Genomic DNA, 20,493 nt, shown 5'->3' with positions numbered 1-20,493 from the left:
CTAGTTTCTAGGTCATCAATCTATATGTTGAGAAAATTGAGGTGGTAATGAAGTGATATATAAAAAGAGTTTGAAACAAATTATAGATGTGATTGTTGCGATTATAGGGTTAATAGTATCATCACCTGTATTCTTATTATTAATAATTTGTATAAAGCTGGATTCAAAAGGCCCTGTTTTGTTTAAGCAACGCCGTATTGGTAAAGGGAAAAAAGAATTTTATATTTTGAAGTTTAGAACAATGAAAATTGATACTCCAAAAGATATGCCTACTCATCTTTTGGTAGATCCTGATATGTATATAACGAAAGTTGGTAAATTTTTACGGAAAACAAGTTTGGATGAACTTCCACAAATTATAAATATTATTAAGGGTGAAATGAGTATAATTGGTCCTAGACCTGCACTTTGGAATCAATATGATTTAATTAAAGAACGTGATAAGTATGGTGCAAATGATGTTACACCAGGATTAACTGGATGGGCACAAATAAATGGAAGAGATGAACTTCCTATTGATGTAAAGGCAAAACTAGATGGTGAATACGTAGATAAATTATCACCATTATTTGATTTAAAAGTATTTTTTATGACTATAAAAAGTGTTTTGAAATCTGAAGGTGTTAAGGAAGGGAAAGGTAATAGTAGTGAACGAAACTCTGAAACGAGAAAAGAGGCTAGTTCATAAATGAATAAGAAACGAATCTTAATAACTGGGAAAGAAAGTTACATAGGAACAAATTTTGAGAAATGGGTTAATAATCGGTCAAGTCAATATGATGTTGACAAAATATCTGTTAGAAATGATGGGTGGAAACAAAAGGATTTTTCCCAATATGATGTTGTTTTACACGTAGCTGGAATAGCTCATGTTTCAGCTGATCCAAAAATGGAAGAAATGTATTATAAGATTAACAGGGATTTAGCAATTAATATCGCAGAAAAAGCCGAAAAAGAAAATGTTAAACAATTTATTTTTATGAGTAGTATGATTATCTACGGTGCAGATGGAAAATTAGGTGAACCTAAAATTATTACTGCAGAAACTGAGCCAAGTCCTATTGATTTTTATGGGCGAAGTAAGCTCGAGGCTGATTTAGCTATTCAAAAAATGAATAGTAATAAATTTAAAACGGTTATGGTGCGAACGCCAATGGTATATGGACCAAACTGTAGAGGTAATTTTCCTAGGCTAAAAACGCTGGCGCAAAAATCACCAATTTTTCCTGAGATAAGTAATGAAAGAAGTATGATATTCATTGATAACCTGTGTGAATTTTTAAAGGTTGTTATTGACAAAGGGTTGGATGGGGTGTTTTTCCCACAAAATAAAGAATATGTTAGTACGAAAGATATTATAAATCTTATGGCTATCAACATGAACAAGAAAGTCCACTTTATTAAAACATTTAATCCAGTCATAAAGATAATGTCAAAAAAGATAAATGTCGTTAATAAGGTATTGGGAAATAAAGCGTATGATAAAAAATTAAATCCTGAGTTTGACTATTGCGTTGTTGATTTTGAAACTTCTATAAAAATAAGTATGTAATTAGGTGAACATAAAATTATGAGTAAAAAAGTACTATTATTAGGTAACCATGGATTTGTAATATACAATTTTCGTAAAGAACTAATTCAAGAATTGTTGAGGAAAGGGTATGAAGTATATATATCGTTACCCAAAGACGAAAAAGTAGATAAGATGGTTGAATGGGGATGTAAATTCGTAGAAACAAATGTTGATCGGAGGGGCACAAACCCAGTAACTGATTTTAAACTAGTCGCGCATTATATTAAAATATTGAAGGAAATAAAACCAGATGTTGTATTGACATATACGATAAAACCAAATTTATACGGAGGGTTAGCTTGTAGGCTTTTAAATATTCCATGTATAAATAATATTACAGGTCTAGGAAGTGGATTTAGTAAGAGTTCACTTTTAAAAACGTTTTTATCTACTTTATATAAGGTAAGTCTGAAAAAGTCTTATTGTGTTTTCTTTCAAAATACTGAAGATATGAGAATGTTGGTAGATAGGAATATAATTAAAGGACAGTATGAACTTATTCCAGGTTCAGGAGTGAATTTGGAAGAATATAAATTTAAAGATTTTCCAAAAGAAGATGTGCTGAAATTCATTTTTATTGGAAGAATTATGAAGGATAAAGGCATTGATCAATACTTGGAAGCTGCAAAAATTATAAAGACAAAATATCCAGACACACAATTTAATGTAATAGGTTTTGTTGAGAAAACACAGCCACATTATAACGACATGATTAATCAGCTGCAAAATGAAGGTTTTATTACATACTTAGGGTATCAATCAGATGTTAAACCATTTGTTAAAGAAGCTCATTGTCTTATTCAAGCTTCTCATGGTGGAGAAGGCTTATCTAATGTTTTATTAGAAGCAGCTGCTACTGGGAGAGCGTTGATTGCCTCTAATATACCTGGTTGTAGGGAAACAATTTCAGAAAATCAGAATGGATATACATTTGAAGCTAAAAACACAAGTAGTTTAGTTGAACAGATTGAAAAATTCATTTGCTTAACAGATGTTGAGAGAAAACAAATGGGTATAAACTCTAGAGAGAAAATCGAAAAAGAGTTTGATAGAAATATAGTAATAAAGGCATATATGAGTAAAATCGATCAAATCTGTAATAAATAAATTGATGTGGAGTGTAGAATATGACCAAAATAGCAGTAGTCGGAACAGGTTATGTAGGTTTAGTATCAGGAGCTATTCTATCAGATTTTGGACATACAGTGACATGTGTTGATGTCGATCAAAATAAAATCGAGAGCCTAAAAAATGGTGTAATTCCTATATATGAACCAGGATTAGAGACAGTCGTACAAAAAAACCATTATTATAAGCGTCTTAACTTTACAACGGATATTAAAGAGGCTGTAGAAAATAATGATGTTATTTTTATAGCAGTAGGTACACCGCCAGCAGATGATGGGAGTGCTGACCTTCAATATGTACTTGCAGTTGCAGAGAGTATTGCAAAATATATGAATGGATATAAAGTAATTGTAGATAAATCCACTGTGCCAGTAGGAACAGGACAAATTGTTAAGTCTACAGTAAAAGAAGCGCTGGATAAAAGAGGAATTCAGTATGATTTTGATGTAGTTTCAAATCCAGAATTTTTAAGGGAGGGTTCTGCTGTTAGAGATTTTACTCATCCTGATAGAGTTGTTATTGGAGCTGAAAGTGAAAGAGCAATGGAGTTAATGAAGGACGTTTATAGGGTTCTTTATCTAAACGAAACGCCATTTGTAGAAACTAATATTGAAACAGCAGAAATGATTAAATATGCTGCAAATGCTTTCCTTGCAATGAAAATAACATTTATTAATGAAGTTGCGAATGTATGTGAAAAAGTTGGTGCAGATGTTCAGAAAGTAGCGAAAGCGATGGGGCAGGATGGTCGAATTTCACCGAAGTTTTTACATGCAGGTCCTGGATATGGAGGGAGCTGTTTCCCAAAAGATACGAAGGCTCTTGCAAGAATAGCTCATGAGCACGGTGAAACTATTTCTCTAATTGAGGCAACCGTAGAAGCAAATGAAAAACAGAAGTTAAAAATGGTAGATAAAATTGTTAATGCTATGGGTGATGTTGACGGGAAAACATTTGCTATTTTAGGGATTACATTTAAACCTAATACAGATGATATGAGAGATGCACCAGCACTTGTAATTTTACCTGAGCTTGCTAAACGTGGAGCGAAATTTAACATATATGACCCTGAGGGACTAAAAGAGGGAACATGGCGTCTTGAAGAGATTAAGGGAAGTATTACATGGTGTGAAACAGCATATGAAGCAATTGCAAGTACAAATGCTACAGTGATTTTAACTGAATGGAATGAATTTAGAAACCTTGATTTTGATAAACTTCGTGAAATAGATGGCAGTGAGTATTTCTTTGATTTGAGAAATATTTATAATAAAAAAGCAATGATCGAAAAAGGCTTTAAATACTATGGTGTAGGAGTCTGAAAATGAATTTAAAACATGTAGATTCTAAAAAAACATATTTAATAACAGGTGCAGCCGGCTTTATCGGTATGCACCTTTCTAAGCAACTATTAGAGATGGGTTGTAAAGTTATTGGATATGATAATCTTAATGACTATTATGAGCTTAGCCTTAAAGAACTTCGTTTAAATATATTAAATCAGTATGAGAAGTTTATTTTCCATAAAGCGGACTTAACTGATAAAGAGTATTTGGAGAAATTATTTGTTGAAAATGAGATTAATATCGTTATTAATCTTGCTGCACAAGCAGGTGTAAGATATAGTATTGAAAATCCAGATGCTTATATTCAATCAAATGTTGTTGGGTTTTTGAATATCCTTGAAATGTGTAGACATCATAAAGTGGAACACTTGCTTTATGCATCATCCAGTTCAGTATACGGTGCAAATAAAAAAATACCGTTTTCAACGGAAGATCAAGTAGATAATCCAGTTAGCCTATATGCGGCAACGAAAAAATCAAACGAATTAATGGCTCATACATATAGCCACTTGTATAAAGTTCCAACAACTGGATTACGTTTCTTCACTGTTTATGGACCTTATGGAAGACCAGATATGGCCTATTTTTCTTTCACAAAAGCAATTATGGAAGGAAAGCCTATAAAGGTATTTAATGAGGGAGATATGTATCGAGATTTTACGTATATTGATGATATCGTAGACGGGATTATAAAATTATTAGAAAATTCACCTGTACTTAATAATAAGGAATTACCATATAAGGTTTATAATATCGGAAATAATAAACCTGTAAAATTATTAGATTTTATTCAGGCTATTGAATCTGCAGTAGGTAAAGAAGCGGTTAAAGAGTATTATCCAATGCAACCAGGAGATGTTTATCAAACATATGCAGATGTTTCAGATTTGATTAATGATGTAGGATTTAAGCCAGATACTCCAATTCAAGAGGGAATAAGTAAATTTGTGAAGTGGTATAATCAACAGTTAAGTTAAAACAACTAATTCTTTAGTGTAAATTTAGCTATTAAGGGATAAAATACGCTTTTACAAATTATTATATTTGAAATCACTAAATTTTTATAAGGTTTTTTAAAATTTAAAGAGCATATCAATAAATTATAGGAGAATTATTTGGATGGAAGTATTATTAATTACTACAAGAAATATATATGAATCGACTGGGGAGTATAAATTGATAAAAAGGAGGGCAGATGAATTATTTAAGGGCTTTAATATTAAAACAAAGGTTATTTCTTTTCAAAGACAATCTCGGATTAATTCAACAAAATTTGAGGATACTAAAGATTTTCAATATCTAATAAAAACTGGATTTAAGAAATCAACTTTTATATTTGATTTAATTAGATTTAGAAAACAATTAAAAAAGTATTTAAATACAAATAAACCAAAAAAGATAATTGTTTCAGGTTTTTTTGCATTCTTTTTTAACGACATAATAATAAACTATAAAATGAAAAATAATTGTGATGTATATTTAGACATGCATGGTTGTGATGAAGAATTAACGGAGTACGGATCAGTATTAAAAAAACGCGTATTCAATATTTTGGTTAAGTTTGTAAATAAATCTACTGAAAAATTGGTACCACATTGTAAAGGTTTTTTAGCAGTATCCTCAACCTTAGTGCAATATATAATAGATAAATATAAAGTAAAACCAGAAGAAAAAGATTTTTTTCTTATCCCATGTGGTAATTATGGGGTTATTAAGGATTATAAGGAGAGGTTATATCATAGGAACATATGGAGAAAGAAATTAGGTATAACGGACGATGAAATTGTATTTGTATATTCAGGCGGGATCTCTAAGTGGCAGATGGTTGATGAGACTATAAAATTTTTATTAGATGCACTAAAAATAAATAAGAATTTTAAAATATGCATATTCTCTGGTCAAATAGAAGAATTTAAGAAAAGAATAGATAAATTAGGCGAACCGAATAAGATAATACTTAAATCGTTAGAGAGTACAGAAGTACCATTAGCTTTGACGGCATGTGACATAGGAATAATTCTACGGGAAAATAATTTAACTAATGAGGTTGCTTTTCCAACTAAATTTGCTGATTATTTAGAGGGAGGCCTTCATATTATACTTTCATCAGTAAAATCACAGGTTGAAATTATACAAAAATATAATTTAGGGATTGGTTCAGACCATATAAATAAACTAAGCCCCATAAATATTGACAATGAATTAAATAATATCATGAATTGCAGATTAAATAATATAGAATTATATTATAAAACCTGTGACTCTGTTATAAACGATTTATTGGACTATAGCAAGAATATTCAAGGATTTGGAATGGAACTTTTAGATCTGGAAACTAAAAAATAAACTATGTTTTTGCTAATATAAATTAAAAGAGTGGTGTTAGTTTGAAGATATTACACATATTAGAACCCTCAGGTATTGGGGGAGTAGAACGAATTGTTGCGGATATATATTGTAATGCGAATAAGGAAATGCAAATTTTTGTAGCAATACCTAAAAAATATAAAGCCGAGTTTATTAGCAATTTCAAAATTAAAGATACAAAAAATATACTTGAAATGGATTTTGAAAATGCTGCAAAATTTAGTGTTAGAAGACTAAAAGTTTATAGAAATATATTAAATGAAATTAATCCCGATATTATTCATACGCATTCTAGAAAGGCCTGTGTATTTCTTTCTATTATAAACAAAAAGGCAATTCATTTTAGAACGCAGCACATGCAAGATAGAGATGTAGTACATAAATTTGATAAGTTTCTCTTATCTAGAAAAGTTGATTTATGGATAGGTACTTCAAATCAATTGGTACAGACATACATAAAAGAACAGTATGGTGATGTGTTAACAAAATGTATTTATAATGGTGTAGCTATTCCTAAAAAAACCAAAAGTTATGAGAACATAAATAGAGTTAAAAAAATAGGTTTCATTGGAAGACTTAATGAACAAAAAGGGTTAGATATTTTTATTCCTTTACTAAAACAAGTAGATACGCAAGTTAAAAATCCGTATGAGTTTATAGTTATAGGAGAAGGTGAAGAGAGAGAGTATTTGGAAAAAATGGTAGCTGATTTGAATTTACATGAAAAGATAAAATTTATGGGAGCTAAATCAGATATTTACAAGGAAATATTAAATTTCGACGTCCTTGTGTTACCTTCTAGAAAGGAAGGATTACCATTAGTTTTATTAGAATCGATGGCTTGTGGGGTACCAGTAATCGCGAATAATGTAGGGGCTATTAGTGAAGTTGTGATAAATAATAAAAATAGTTTTATAATCAATGATACCTCTGGATGGTTAAGGTTATTAACTGAATTAATTCAAGAGGAAAAAGATTTAGAGAATATTAGTCAAAATTGTGCGGAACATATAAGTTTAAATTTTAGTGTTCAAAGAATGTGTAACGAATATTTACTAATGTATAAGCATTATGGAAATTCATAAAATGGATTTCGCTTTTAGAAATTTAAAAATAAGGAGAGGGTTTAATGAATTATATAATTTTTCCGGGTGAATTAGATATTAGAAAAGGAGGACCTGCCGGGTATATAGCTAATTTACAAAAGGGATTAAAATTAATAAATGAGGAAGATAAAGTAACATTAATTACGAAGGAGAATGTGAGATCTAATAATACTATTAGAAGTAGAAGAAACAGTGTATTAAAGCCTCTATTGGGCAGAAGTAATACAATAATAGAGAAGCTTTATATAAGAAATTCAATAAAGCTTCGAGATCTAAGTATAAGAGATCAAATTAACAAAATTAATTTTGAATATCAAGATATTACTCATGTACATAGTGTTTTAGATTATCAAGCTATACAAAATCATAATATCACGGGTAAAACAATACTAACTCCCCATACTCCAGAAAGTACTTCGGATGAAATTGTAAATGCTATAAGATTTAAATTTAATAATCCAAATTTAAAACTTTCTAATTTAAGGGAAAAACTAAAAGTAGTAGAAGAGGAAGCATTTAGAAATTGTGAATATTTTATATTTCCTTCAGAGGAATCTATGGAGATATACTCAACCTTTATAAAAGATTTCTATGATATTATGAAAGACAAAAAAATCTATTATAATCCGACAGGCTGTGAAAAACTAAGTTATAAATTAAGCAGGGATGAATTTAGGGATAAATATAATATTCCTAAAGATGCATTTTTAATATCATATATAGGAAGACATACTAAAATAAAGGGTTTTGATATCTTAAAAGATGTTGCAAAGGAGATTAATAAAATAGATAGCAATATATTTTTTGTGAGTGGAGGAACAGGAGACATAAAATCAGAGAGTGAAAACTTTATTGAAGTTGGATGGACTGATGATCCGGGGAGTATAGTAAATGCTTCTGATTTATTTATCCTTCCTAATAAAAATACTTATTTTGATTTAGTTCTTTTAGAGGTATTATCTATAGGGACACCAGTTTTAGCATCTAATACTGGCGGAAATAAGAGTGTGGGAAAATTAACAAATGGAGTAAGACTTTTTGAAAGTGGAAATGAGAAGGATGTAATTTCCGAAATACTATATCTAAAAGATAACAAGGATATATGCGATAGTATGCGTAAAGATAATATTACTTGTTATAAAGATAACTATACACTTGAGGGATTTGCAGAACGATACATTAAAATATTAAATGATATCAGTTTTAATTCCTGATTCCAACAACAATGGTTGTATTCCAAATTTGGGAGAATATCTTTTATGATCTATTATATAATTTTTATTTTACTTTTTATGTTATTTTGTTTTGAATGGTTTATTAATAAAAAGTATACTCTAATAGTGAAATTTTATTTTATTGTGGCAGGGCTATTTTTAATATTATTTGCAGGATTAAGGTACGAAATAGGTTATGATTATATCAGTTATCAAAGAATACATCAGATAATCCAAAATATACCGTGGATGCAAAATGGTTTAATTAATAGTGCTATGGAAATAAATCAGGAGATTGGTTTTTTTATCATAAATATTCCCTTTGAAAATTTTAATAGTATGTTATTGTTTATTTCCGTAGTAACCTTGGCTATAAAATATAAATTTATTTTTGAGAATAGTAAATACGTTTTTTTATCTTTATGGTTATACTATAGTATGTTTTTTGCTAAATATGATATGGGATTAATCTCACAAACTATTGCAATTGCAATAGTGCTATATAGTCTTAATTTTATCATCACAGAAAAAAAGTATAAATTTATTATAACAATTATATTGGCAAGTTTATTTCATTACACAGCCATAATTTTTTTACCAACATATTGGCTAGCTACAAGAAAATTTTCTTTGAAGTTTATGTTTTTTATGACGATTTTTTGCTTTTTATTAGCTTTTTTCCCTTTAACAAATCTGTTATCTAGTTTTATTGTAGAATTAGTTCCTTGGTATTCATTATATGTGGATCAGATTAGTACATTTGATTTTAGTTTCAATGTAATTAAAAGAATGATTATAATGTTAATTTTTGTTTATACAATAAAAAAATATTATCCTACAAATCGAGTGTATAATATTTTTCTTAATGTATATTTCATAGGGTTTTTAGCATATTTTGCTTTTAAATCCATACCTATTCTAAGTGATAGGGGTACAGTTTATTACTTGTTGGTAGAGATTTTTTTATGGGGCATTGTGATACATCACTATAAAAACATTGTCGTAAAGCTTTGTTTAATAGTTTTCCTACTAACGAATAGTGCCTACTCATTATATAACAGTGTTAACTTAAAAGAAGATGCTTTAAATGCAAGAGAGTTTAATTACCCATACACACCATACAAATCATGGATTAACAAGTAGACAACATCTATTAGAATCAATTTTTTAATTAAGACTGGTTTGAAATGATAGTAATTCATATGCAATTATTATGATGTTGTATTTGAAATTCATGTGAAAATATTGATTTGTAAAGGAAATCAAATGAATAAATTAACTTTAAATTATATATATAATTTAGTATATCAGTTGCTTATATTAATTATTCCTTTAGTTACAATGCCTTATGTTTCGAGGGTTTTAGGTCCAGGGGGTATTGGAATAAATGCTTATTCATATTCTATAGTTCAATTTTTTATTTTGTTTGCAGTTTTAGGAATTCCACTTTATGGTAATAGACAAATTGCAAGGATCAAGCATAAAGGAATTACAAAATTGTCTGAAGAATTTTGGTCGATTTACCTAATACAATTATTTTGTTCGATTTTCTTTTCAATTATATATATATTCTTTGTACATTTCTATATTAAAGAAAATCAATTTGTTTTTTATATCCAATGGCTTATGTTATTTGCAGCCATGATAGATGTTTCATGGCTGTTTATAGGGTTAGAAGAATTAAAAAAGGCAGTTACAAGAAACATTATTGTTCGTTTGTCTGCGGTTGTTCTAACATTTGTCTTTATAAAAGATAAAGGTGATTTAGCCCTTTACGTTTTTATTATTGCTATAACAAACGTTCTAGGACAACTTATAATATGGGTACAAGTTTTTAAATATATAAAGTTTGTAAAGGTGACTCTAAACAAGGTAAGCGAACATTGGAGACCAGTGCTCGTTATATTTTTACCTCAGTTTATTATTCAACTGTATATAATTGTGGATAGAATAATTTTGGGTAATTTTTCTACAGAAGCAGAGGTAGGCTTCTATGATCAAGCGATGAAAATTATAAAGGTAACTTTAAGTATAGTAACAGGGTTAAGTACAGTTATGCTTCCAAGAATCGCTGCGGAATATGCGAGAGGGAATTCGGAAAAAATCATATACTACAGCAATATAGTATTAAGATATGTTCTTCTTATGACAATACCAATGTCTATAGGGATTGCTACTATATCTACAAGCTTTACTTCTTGGTTCTTTGGTCCAGGATACGGAAAGGTTGAAATTCTTATAATAATACTCAGTCCTATAATAATTTTTATTGGTCTTTCAAATGTGTTTGGAATGCAAATACTGCTTCCTACAAACCAAAATAATAAGTTAACTTTGTCTGTAAGTATTGGAGCTATAGTGAGTATATTTGTAAACATACTATTAGTTAGTTCGTTTGCTAGTATAGGAACCGCGATTGCGACGGTTAGTGCAGAAGTAACGGTTGCAATTATACAGCTGTTTTTTGTGTCCAAATATATTAATTTAAGGAATGCATTGCGGTATTTTATTAGATATGGTGCAACCTCAATAATTATGGGACTAAGTCTCATTTTGTTAGGTAGATATTTTGAAGGCGCATTTTTAACTACTCTAATACAGGTAATAGTTGGAGCTATTATTTATTTAAGTGTTTTATTATTATTGAAGGATGAGTTACTGCTTGGATTTGTTTATAAAATAATGAAAAAAAAAGGTGAATAATATGTATGATTATTTAATTGTAGGAGCAGGTTTATTTGGAGCAGTATTCGCTCATGAAGCATCAAAAAAGGGTAAGAAGTGTCTTGTTATTGATAAAAGAAATCACATTGGTGGAAATGTGTATACTGAAAATATTGAAGGTATAAATGTTCATAAATATGGAGCTCATATTTTCCATACTAATAATAAAAAAATATGGGATTATGTAAATGATTTTGTTGAATTTAATAGATATACAAATTCTCCAGTTGCAAATTTCAAAGGAGAAATTTACAACCTACCTTTTAATATGAATACGTTTAATAAGTTATGGGGGGTAATAACACCCCAAGAAGCTAAAGAAAAAATTGAAGAACAAAAAAAAGACTCTAAAATTACAGAGCCTAAAAATTTAGAAGAACAGGCTATTTCTCTAGTGGGAACTGATATTTATGAGAAATTGATTAAAGGTTATACTGAAAAACAGTGGGGACGCTCTGCAACAGAACTACCTTCATTTATTATTAATCGATTACCAGTTCGTTTTACTTATGATAATAATTATTTTAATGACAAGTATCAAGGTATTCCTATTGGTGGATATAACGTGATTATAGAAAAAATGCTTGAAAATAGTGAAGTTAGATTAGGAGTAGATTTCTTTAAAAACAGACAAGAGTTAGAAGGACTGGCTCAAAAAATAGTATTTACTGGGATGGTTGATCAATTTTTTGATTATAAATATGGTGTGTTGGAGTATAGAAGTTTACAGTTTGAGAATGAAACAATATCTAATATTGACAATTACCAAGGAAATGCGGTCGTTAACTACACAGATAGAGAAACGCCATATACTAGAATTATTGAGCATAAACATTTCGAATTTGGCTCTCAAGACAAAACTGTAATTACAAAAGAATATCCTTCTGAATGGAAACCAGGTGATGAGCCATACTATCCGATTAATAACAAAAAGAATACAGATTTATATAAAAAATATAAAGAACTAGCTGATAAAGAAGAAAATGTGATATTTGGTGGTCGATTAGCTACCTATAAATATTATGATATGCATCAAATCATTGGTTCAGCATTAGTGACAGTTGAAAAAGAATTGGGTATATAATTAAGAATAGATTTTAATATGTTGGTTAGTACACTATTATTAATTTGGGAATGATTTATAGATTAATACTTAGTGAAAAGGTAATACTTATATATAGAAATCTAATAGTATTAATGGTAGATTGATTTTCATCTAAATTATCTTTAGTCATATTACAAGTTACAAGTAAGTAAGGCCTATCACAAAGTAGGATAAAACAAAATGCTTATTTTGCTAAATCTTAGTATAATGAGTTAGTATATAGATAAAAGGAAGGATTAAGAGATGAAAAAGAAAATTCTATTTTTGATTTTAGGAATTATTGGGATATTGGTTATAGGTGGAGGATTATATGCCTATAATGTATATTCAAAAGTCTCAAAAACATTAGATGAAGTTCATAAGCCGTTAAAGCGTGACCAAGATAATAAACAAGAAGAAAAAATTAGTAAATCTGAACCGGTTTCAATATTATTATTAGGGGCAGATGAACGCGGTGATGATAAAGGTCGTTCAGATTCTTTAATGGTTATCACGCTAAATCCTAAAACTAATTCAATGAAAACGGTAAGTATTCCTCGTGATACATATACAGAAATTGTTGGAAAAGGAAAAAGCGATAAAATCAACCACGCCTATGCATTTGGTGGCGTAGACATGTCTGTAGCGACAGTGGAAAAATTCTTGAATGTTCCGATTAACTACTATATTGAAGTGAACATGGAAGGCTTTAAAGATATCGTTGATGCAGTTGGTGGTGTAGACGTAAATAATGATTTAGAATTCACACAAAATGGTCATCACTTTGCTAAAGGTAATGTGCATTTAACCGGTGATCAAGCTCTAGCATTTACACGTATGCGTAAAGAAGATCCACGCGGTGACTTCGGTCGTCAAATGCGTCAGCGCCAAGTAATGCAAGCTGTTATTAAGAAAGGCGCAAGCTTCTCTTCTTTATCGAGCTACGGTGATGTGTTAACAGCAATTCAAAAGAATGTGAAGACAAACTTAACGCAAGATCAAATGTTTGATATGCAAAAGAATTATAAAAATTGTCTGCAAAACAGTGAAGATATCCAAATCCCAGGCGACGGCCATAAAGCCGCTGATGGCATTTGGTATTACTATGTTCCAGATGCAGCGAAACAAGATATAACGAATAAGTTAAGAGCGCATCTTGAAGTGACTAAATAATATGTAATAACCCAACTCCTTTGGAAGGAGTTGGGTTTATTTTTGCATGGATTTATATTAATATTATATGTTGTGAGATTAATAGATGAGGTGAATCGATGAATAAGAAAGCGGTACTTGTTCTTGTTGTTTTTGTATTGTTTGTTGCTTCGATTGTAAGCGGTAAATTGTACTGGAATAAGAAAGTTGCAAATGCAACAGGACAGACGAGTGAAGTAACGAAGACAAAGGCTGAAGTGAAAGATAGCGGAGCGAAGAAAGAAGAGAAAAAAGCAGAGAAAAAGCAAGATGCGAAGTCATCTTTTAATGAAGCATATGCGAAGAATTTGCCAGATGAAGTGAAAGAGAAGTTGAAGAAAGCTGATAAAGAGAAAAAGGCAGTGAATCTTGTTATTGTTGGTGATGAAGCTTCTTCATCTGAAAAAGAAGCTTGGGCAGCTAAGTTAACAGCTAATTTAGAAACTGCTTACGGTAAAGATTTATGGAATGTGACAGTAAAGGAATATAAGGGTGAAAGCACAGAAGAGTTAATCGCGAATAAGCGTGATAAAGAGATCGCGAAAGACAAGCCAGATGTGATTTTATTTGAGCCACCATTTATTACTGATAACGGTAAAACTGGTAATGGGAACTCTGTTGCGAGTACACAGAAGTTTGTTCAAGCACTTTCTACTAGTGCAAAAGGCGCTACAATTATGATTCAACCATCAAACCCAGTGTATGGTGCGAAGAATTATCCGAAAGCAATTGAGGCATTAAAGCAATTTGCGACGCAAAATGGTTATACATATGTTGATCATTGGGGAGCATGGCCTGATGCAGCAACAAAGGCTATTTTACCGTACTTACAAGAAGAGTTTGGTTTCCCAAGTGCTAAAGGACATGAAGTTTGGGCACAATATGTAACGGATTATTTCGTGGCTAAGTAATGAAAGATACACCAAAGGTATGCGAGAAATCGTATACCTTTTATTTATGTAAGTACGGGGTTACTGTCTAAGCGTAAGGGTTAATTTGTTATAGCATAAGTAATCTATTTTCATTTATACAACACGATCACTCCAAAAATCTGACTTTCCCTTTGAAAAATGTGGTGTCAAATAGTATGATGGTGTAGGAAACGGAGAAAATAACGGAGATATGTGAGTGATTTTATTCCGTTATATTACTTTAAATAGATGTTATTGCGAGGATTTTTATATGGGATTTAAACAAGAAATTAGAAAATTTATTGAAGGAAATAAGCTAGTTCGTACATTGTTAAAAAAGCCTTTAGAATATCGTGCGAATAAGCAATTGCAATTAGTACGAAACAATATTAAACAATATGGAGTAGAGTGTTTACTATTAGTGCAAGAAGCTTTTAAGGAGCATGACCAAGAATTTTGGTTAGATTATGGCACGTTACTTGGCGCTGTGCGAGAAAAAGATTTCATAAGCCATGATTTAGATATGGATATTGGTACTTTTAATATAAGTGAAGAGAAGAAAAGAGCACTAGAGAAAACGTTAAATGATAAAGGTGTTAAGACGTTTAGGGAGTTCACAGTTGATGGCCATGTTGTAGAGCAAACTTTCACTTATAAAGGAACTCATATCGATCTTTTCTATTATTTTTCGGAAGATCCTAATAAAGTATGGTGTTACTTCTTTGAAGGAACGGATGAGATGTCGACGCAGGAAAGAGGAACTGAAAAGATCCTTACAGGCTGGAAAACAAAAACAGCAAGTTCTACATTGTTAGGAACGAAATTAATGCCATTCAAGGGCGAAGAATTCCCGGTTCCTTCAAATGTCGAAGAGTATCTTATTGAAAACTATGGTCCTAATTATATGATTAAGGATGAGAATTGGGATTTTGCAAATTCTGCTAGTAATATTAAGGTTGTGTCAGCCAATAACGTTGAGGCTATTTATAAATAAAAAGAAGTGCCCCTGTGCAAAATAAGCAGGGGCACTTCTTTTTATTTTAGATGATAGGAGAAATGTAAAACTGTATTTACTGAAATTTTACAACAAATTTACATTCCGCCTTATTAGTGATAATATTAATGTTGCGTTCAAATTTTGAATGTATTATCGATGTTATGGGGGACCACATATGCAACATATGATTGATATATTAGAAATTATTAATAAAGAACCACATTTAAGTCAGAAGAAAATTGCAGAACGTAGTGGGATATCTACCGGAAAAGTGAATTATATTATAAATGATTTGACGAAAAAAAATTATGTTGTTAGTGAAAAAAATGGAAAACATATAAGTTATTATGTGAAAGAACAGGGTCTTAAATTTTTGCAGAGCGAGTTAGCTACACTGCAGAAAAAAAAGATTCGTATTCATCAGCGAGAGTATAAAAAAGTTAAGCAAGCAGTTATTCTTGCGGCAGGAAATCGTAAGGAATTAGGTAAACCATCTGGGTTATTATCCATTGGTGATAAAATACTTTTAAATCGAAATTTAGAGATATTACACAATAACGGAATTGAAAAAGTTGTTATTGTTTCTGGATATAAAAAAGAAAAATTTGCTTCTTGGAATAAAGAGCAAGGAGTATACTTTGTAGAAAATCCAAAATATAAATGGACAGGCTCTATGGCTTCACTTTCAAGTGTTCAAAGTTTAATTACAGATGATTTTCTATTAATTGAAGATGATATTTTAATAGAAGAAGATGCGATTTCTCAATTGCTACAATATCCGGAACGGGACTGTGTATTGATTACGAATGAAAGTGGTTCTGGTGATGAGGCATTTGTAGAGATTCAAAACGGGAATTTGTATAAAATCTCGAAAGATGTTCATCAATTAAATCGTATTGATGGCGAGATGATTGGAATTTCAAAACTTTCTTATGATGTTTTTCTTAATATGTTGGAGTTGTTTAATCATAATCAAAATCCGTATGTGAATTATGAGTATTTACTTCTTGATGTTGCGAGAACATATGATATTGGGCATATCAAATTACAAAATATTGTATGGGCAGAAATTGATACAAAACAGCAATATGAAGTTGTGAGGAATAAAATTTACCCTCGTTTATTGAGAAAAGAAGCAGAGTTTAAAGAAAAACAAATTAAAGGCCACGTTATGGAGGCTTTAAATATTTCAGAAGATGCTATTACAAATATTCAACCATTTGGTGGTATGACAAATACGAATTTCAAGGTAAGTGTCGGGGATTCAGAATATGTACTTCGTATTCCAGGAAGCGGTACGGAAGAAATGATTAGTCGTCATGATGAAATGGTGAATTCTAATTTGGCAAGTGAGCTAGGAATTGACGCTGAGCTTCTATACTTTAATGAAGAAACAGGTGTGAAGTTAGCAGAGCTTATTTCAAATGCAGAAACATTGAATCCGAAAACGGCGCGACGTAGCGATAATATGCAGTTAACGGCAGCTATTTTGAAGGAATTACATGAATCAAGTGCAGCGATGAGTAATACGTTTAATGTATTTGAGAAAATTGAGCATTATGAAGGTTTATTAAGTAAATCAAATGGTTCAAACTTTGCTGATTATAAAAAGGTAAAGAAGCAAGTTATGCGATTAAAAGCAATGTATGAGAAAATGGATGTTCAGTTAACACCTTGCCATAATGATACTGTTGCTGAAAACTTTGTGAAAAACGGAGAAAACAAGATGTATTTAATCGACTGGGAGTATGGCGGCTTGAATGATCCGATGTGGGATATTGCAGCGCATAGTTTAGAGTGTGAATTCTCAGCTGAAGATGAAGAGTTATTTTTAGATTACTATTTTAATGGAAAAGTAGAAGAAATGCATCGACAAAGAATCTTATTAAATAAAATTTTCCAAGACTTTTTATGGAGTATTTGGACAAAGATTAAAGAAGCAGCGGGTAGTGATTTCGGAACATATGGAATGGATCGTTATACGCGTGCAAAAGAAAATTTACAGTTATTTTTAGAGTACTATGGAGGATACCAGTATGAATCGAAAGCAAAGTAGAGGGATTTTTTATGGTGTGTTCTCCGGATTTGCTTGGGCTATAGATACGGTTTTAATTGGAATTATATTATCCTCGACAGTTATGTTGGAAACGGAGCAAGTTATATTCCTTGCGCCGCTTGTTAGCACCTTTTTACATGATTTTATGTCGACATTGTGGATGATGGTCTATATGGGACTTAAAGGTCAATTACGAACAGCGCTTTCTAAATTAAAAACAAGAAGTGGTCGTTTCGTAATGTTAGGTGCTTTAATGGGCGGACCTTTAGGGATGACGTTTTATGTATTAGCTGTAAAGTATATAGGGGCTTCGTATACGGCAGCAATTTCAGCCATATATCCAGCCGTTGGAGCATTTTTTGCATTTATGTTTTTAAAAGAACGTTTACGCTCTTGGAATTGGTTAGGGCTTGTAATAAGCATTAGTAGTATTATTATTCTTGGCTTTACCGGTGATGGATTTGCAACACAAAACTACATGTTAGGTTTTATTTTTGTTTTGATTTGTATTATAGGTTGGGGGTTAGAATGTGTTATTTGTGCCTACGGTATGAAGGATGGGGAAGTCTCGCCAGAAGAGGCGTTGCAAATTCGCCAACTTGTTTCGTCTGTAACATATGGACTGATCATTTTACCGACATTAGGCGGGCATTTTTTAACGAAAGAAGTTATGGTAAGTAGTGAATTTATCTTAATTATCTTTGTGGCGTTAATTGGGACGGCTTCGTACATTTTTTACTATAAAGCAATCCATGAACTGGGCCCAACGAAAGCTATGGGGCTGAATATTACATATTCAGCTTGGGCGATTTGGATTTCTATATTAGTAATGGGAACACCATTTTCTTGGAAATTAATTATTTGTTGTTTATTCATTATTGTAGGGGCTGTTTTAACAGTCGCGGATGCAAATGAATTTATTAAGAGAAAGAAATATAGAGGAGAGGTAGCATGAGAGCGATTTTATTAGCAGCTGGTATGGGGACACGCTTGCGCCCATTAACATTAACGAAACCAAAGTCATTAGTAGAGGTAAACGGGAAACCGATGCTAGAACGACAAATTGAATATTTACAAGAGATTGGTATAGATGAAATTATTGTTGTTACTGGATATTTATCGGAAAAATTTAATTATCTTGTTGATAAATATGAAAATATACGTCTTGTATATAACGATAAATATAATGTGTATAACAATATTTATACGATGTATGTAGTGCGTGAATATTTGGCAGATGCGTATGTGGTAGATGCTGATGTGTATTTACATCGTAATATATTTATTGAAAAACCAGAGTCATCTTTATACTTTAGTGCAAGGAAAGAAGATTTCCGCAATGAATGGATTATTAAGCACGATGAGAGCAAGAAAGTGTACGATATTGAAATTGGTGACGGTCATGATGATTACATTTTATGTGGCCTTTCCTATTGGTGTAAGGACGATGCGGATTATATCGTAAAAGAGTTAGAAAAAGCAGTGGAGCAAGAAGACTTTAGTGAGCTGTATTGGGATAATATTGTGAAAGATAATATTGGTCATCTGAATGTTCATTTATATGAAATTGATAGCAATGCCAGCTTTGAAATAGATTCTGTCGAGGATTTAGAGAAGGTTGAAGAGAAGCTTGCCACTTTAAGAAGTTAGTTGTCGTTACGGTTCACATTATATTATTTTAAATGAATGTTTATGGTAAAATATAGGTAAGCATAAAATGTATGAGAGAAACTATATATTTGTTGTATTGAGTATAATAGGAGGAATAACATGAGTTCAATTTTGGTTTGTGGCGGAGCTGGCTACATCGGTTCACATGCTGTGAAAAAATTAGTAGATGAAGGTTTATCTGTAGTAGTAGTGGATAACTTACAAACAGGTCATGAAGATGCCATTACAGAAGGCGCAAAGTTTTATAAAGGAGACCTTCGTGATAAAAGTTTCTTAAGAGACGTCTTTACACAAGAAAATATTGACGCGGTTATGCATTTCGCGGCTGATTCTTTAGTTGGTGTTAGTATGGAGAAACCTCTTCAATATTATAACAACAACGTGTATGGCGCACTTTGCTTATTAGAAGTAATGGACGAGTTTAAAGTAGATAAGTTCATTTTTTCTTCTACTGCGGCAACTTACGGCGAAGTAGATGTGGATCTTATTACTGAGGAAACTGTAACAAATCCAACGAATACGTATGGCGAGACAAAATTAGCAATTGAAAAAATGCTTCATTGGTATAGCCAAGCGTCAAACTTAAAATATAAGGTCTTCAGATACTTTAACGTGGCTGGTGCAACTCCAAATGGTATTATTGGGGAAGATCATCGTCCAGAGACGCATTTAATTCCTCTTGTATTGCAAGTGGCGTTAGGTCAACGTGAGAAAATTATGATGTTTGGTGAAGATTATAATACACCAGATGGTACTTGTATTCGTGATTATATTCATGTTGAAGATTTAGTAGCAGCTCATTTCTTAGGGCTTAAAGACCTACAAAACGGCGGAGAAAGTGATTTCTATAACTTAGGAAACGGTAATGGTTTCAGTGTAAAAGAAATCGTTGATGCAGTTCGTGAAGTTACAAATCATGAAATTCCTGCTGAGGTAGCACCGCGTCGTGCGGGAGATCCAGCACGTTTAGTTGCTTCTTCTCAGAAGGCGAAAGAGAAGTTAGGATGGGATCCTAAGTATGTAAATGTGAAAACAATCATTGAGCATGCTTGGAATTGGCATCAAAAACAACCGAATGGATATGCTAAGTAAATATAATAAGTGAAAGAGAGGGTATTGTCGTTC

The 20,493-nt window shown here is 31.4% G+C and carries 18 protein-coding genes; all 18 read left to right on the top strand.

Annotated elements, in window-relative coordinates:
- Nucleotides 1–52 precede the first annotated feature (52 nt).
- Nucleotides 53–688, top strand: coding sequence for a sugar transferase (locus tag JDS81_RS16890; RefSeq protein WP_097954597.1), 636 nt, complete (start codon nt 53–55; stop codon nt 686–688).
- Nucleotides 689–1,552 carry an NAD-dependent epimerase/dehydratase family protein gene (locus JDS81_RS16885; protein WP_001036190.1) on the top strand — a complete coding sequence of 288 codons (864 nt, stop codon included), beginning with the start codon at nt 689–691 and terminating at the stop codon, nt 1,550–1,552.
- 18 nt (nt 1,553–1,570) lie between these two features.
- Nucleotides 1,571–2,680, top strand: a complete 1,110-nt coding sequence (locus JDS81_RS16880) for a glycosyltransferase family 4 protein (protein WP_000039659.1) — start codon at nt 1,571–1,573, stop codon at nt 2,678–2,680.
- Between the two features lie 20 nt (nt 2,681–2,700).
- Nucleotides 2,701–4,023 carry a UDP-glucose dehydrogenase family protein gene (locus tag JDS81_RS16875; RefSeq protein WP_097821218.1) on the top strand — a complete coding sequence of 441 codons (1,323 nt, stop codon included), beginning with the start codon at nt 2,701–2,703 and terminating at the stop codon, nt 4,021–4,023.
- 2 nt (nt 4,024–4,025) lie between these two features.
- Complete coding sequence (locus tag JDS81_RS16870) at nt 4,026–5,024, top strand: NAD-dependent epimerase (RefSeq protein ID WP_001049490.1); 999 nt, start codon at nt 4,026–4,028, stop codon at nt 5,022–5,024.
- Between the two features lie 142 nt (nt 5,025–5,166).
- Nucleotides 5,167–6,393 carry a glycosyltransferase gene (locus tag JDS81_RS16865; RefSeq protein ID WP_097954598.1) on the top strand — a complete coding sequence of 409 codons (1,227 nt, stop codon included), beginning with the start codon at nt 5,167–5,169 and terminating at the stop codon, nt 6,391–6,393.
- A gap of 41 nt (nt 6,394–6,434) precedes the next feature.
- Nucleotides 6,435–7,499 (top strand): glycosyltransferase family 4 protein, encoded by a 1,065-nt coding sequence (locus tag JDS81_RS16860; protein ID WP_000697443.1) that lies wholly within the window; start codon nt 6,435–6,437, stop codon nt 7,497–7,499.
- A gap of 44 nt (nt 7,500–7,543) precedes the next feature.
- A complete protein-coding gene (locus JDS81_RS16855; RefSeq protein WP_097954599.1) occupies nt 7,544–8,734 on the top strand; it encodes a glycosyltransferase family 4 protein in 1,191 nt (396 codons plus the stop codon).
- A gap of 45 nt (nt 8,735–8,779) precedes the next feature.
- Nucleotides 8,780–9,877, top strand: coding sequence for an EpsG family protein (locus JDS81_RS16850; protein ID WP_000642136.1), 1,098 nt, complete (start codon nt 8,780–8,782; stop codon nt 9,875–9,877).
- Nucleotides 9,878–10,000: 123 nt separating this feature from the next.
- A complete protein-coding gene (locus tag JDS81_RS16845; protein WP_097954600.1) occupies nt 10,001–11,437 on the top strand; it encodes an oligosaccharide flippase family protein in 1,437 nt (478 codons plus the stop codon).
- Nucleotide 11,438: 1 nt separating this feature from the next.
- Nucleotides 11,439–12,542, top strand: a complete 1,104-nt coding sequence (gene glf, locus JDS81_RS16840; protein ID WP_000272500.1) for a UDP-galactopyranose mutase — start codon at nt 11,439–11,441, stop codon at nt 12,540–12,542.
- A 264-nt stretch (nt 12,543–12,806) separates the two neighbouring features.
- Nucleotides 12,807–13,715, top strand: coding sequence for a polyisoprenyl-teichoic acid--peptidoglycan teichoic acid transferase TagU (gene tagU, locus JDS81_RS16835; protein WP_000727031.1), 909 nt, complete (start codon nt 12,807–12,809; stop codon nt 13,713–13,715).
- A gap of 98 nt (nt 13,716–13,813) precedes the next feature.
- The gene (locus tag JDS81_RS16830; protein WP_097954601.1) at nt 13,814–14,644 is read left to right on the top strand and encodes an SGNH/GDSL hydrolase family protein; all 831 of its coding nucleotides are present in this window, start codon (nt 13,814–13,816) and stop codon (nt 14,642–14,644) included.
- 271 nt (nt 14,645–14,915) lie between these two features.
- Complete coding sequence (locus JDS81_RS16825; RefSeq protein ID WP_000505982.1) at nt 14,916–15,638, top strand: LicD family protein; 723 nt, start codon at nt 14,916–14,918, stop codon at nt 15,636–15,638.
- Between the two features lie 178 nt (nt 15,639–15,816).
- Nucleotides 15,817–17,697, top strand: coding sequence for a phosphocholine cytidylyltransferase/choline kinase family protein (locus tag JDS81_RS16820; RefSeq protein ID WP_097954602.1), 1,881 nt, complete (start codon nt 15,817–15,819; stop codon nt 17,695–17,697).
- The gene (locus JDS81_RS16815; protein WP_001080586.1) at nt 17,678–18,652 is read left to right on the top strand and encodes a DMT family transporter; all 975 of its coding nucleotides are present in this window, start codon (nt 17,678–17,680) and stop codon (nt 18,650–18,652) included. The genes JDS81_RS16820 and JDS81_RS16815 overlap by 20 nt, the downstream gene beginning before the upstream one ends.
- Nucleotides 18,649–19,347, top strand: coding sequence for a sugar phosphate nucleotidyltransferase (locus JDS81_RS16810; protein WP_001201615.1), 699 nt, complete (start codon nt 18,649–18,651; stop codon nt 19,345–19,347). Before JDS81_RS16815 ends, JDS81_RS16810 begins: the two co-directional genes overlap by 4 nt.
- Nucleotides 19,348–19,467: 120 nt before the next feature.
- Nucleotides 19,468–20,460, top strand: coding sequence for a UDP-glucose 4-epimerase GalE (gene galE, locus JDS81_RS16805; RefSeq protein ID WP_000095039.1), 993 nt, complete (start codon nt 19,468–19,470; stop codon nt 20,458–20,460).
- Nucleotides 20,461–20,493 lie beyond the last annotated feature (33 nt).

The organism is Bacillus cereus group sp. N31, assembly GCF_016483245.1.
GTDB lineage: Bacteria > Bacillota > Bacilli > Bacillales > Bacillaceae_G > Bacillus_A > Bacillus_A toyonensis.
The sequence above is the reverse complement of the archived record's forward strand: the minus strand, read 5'-3'. Positions and strand labels throughout refer to the sequence as shown.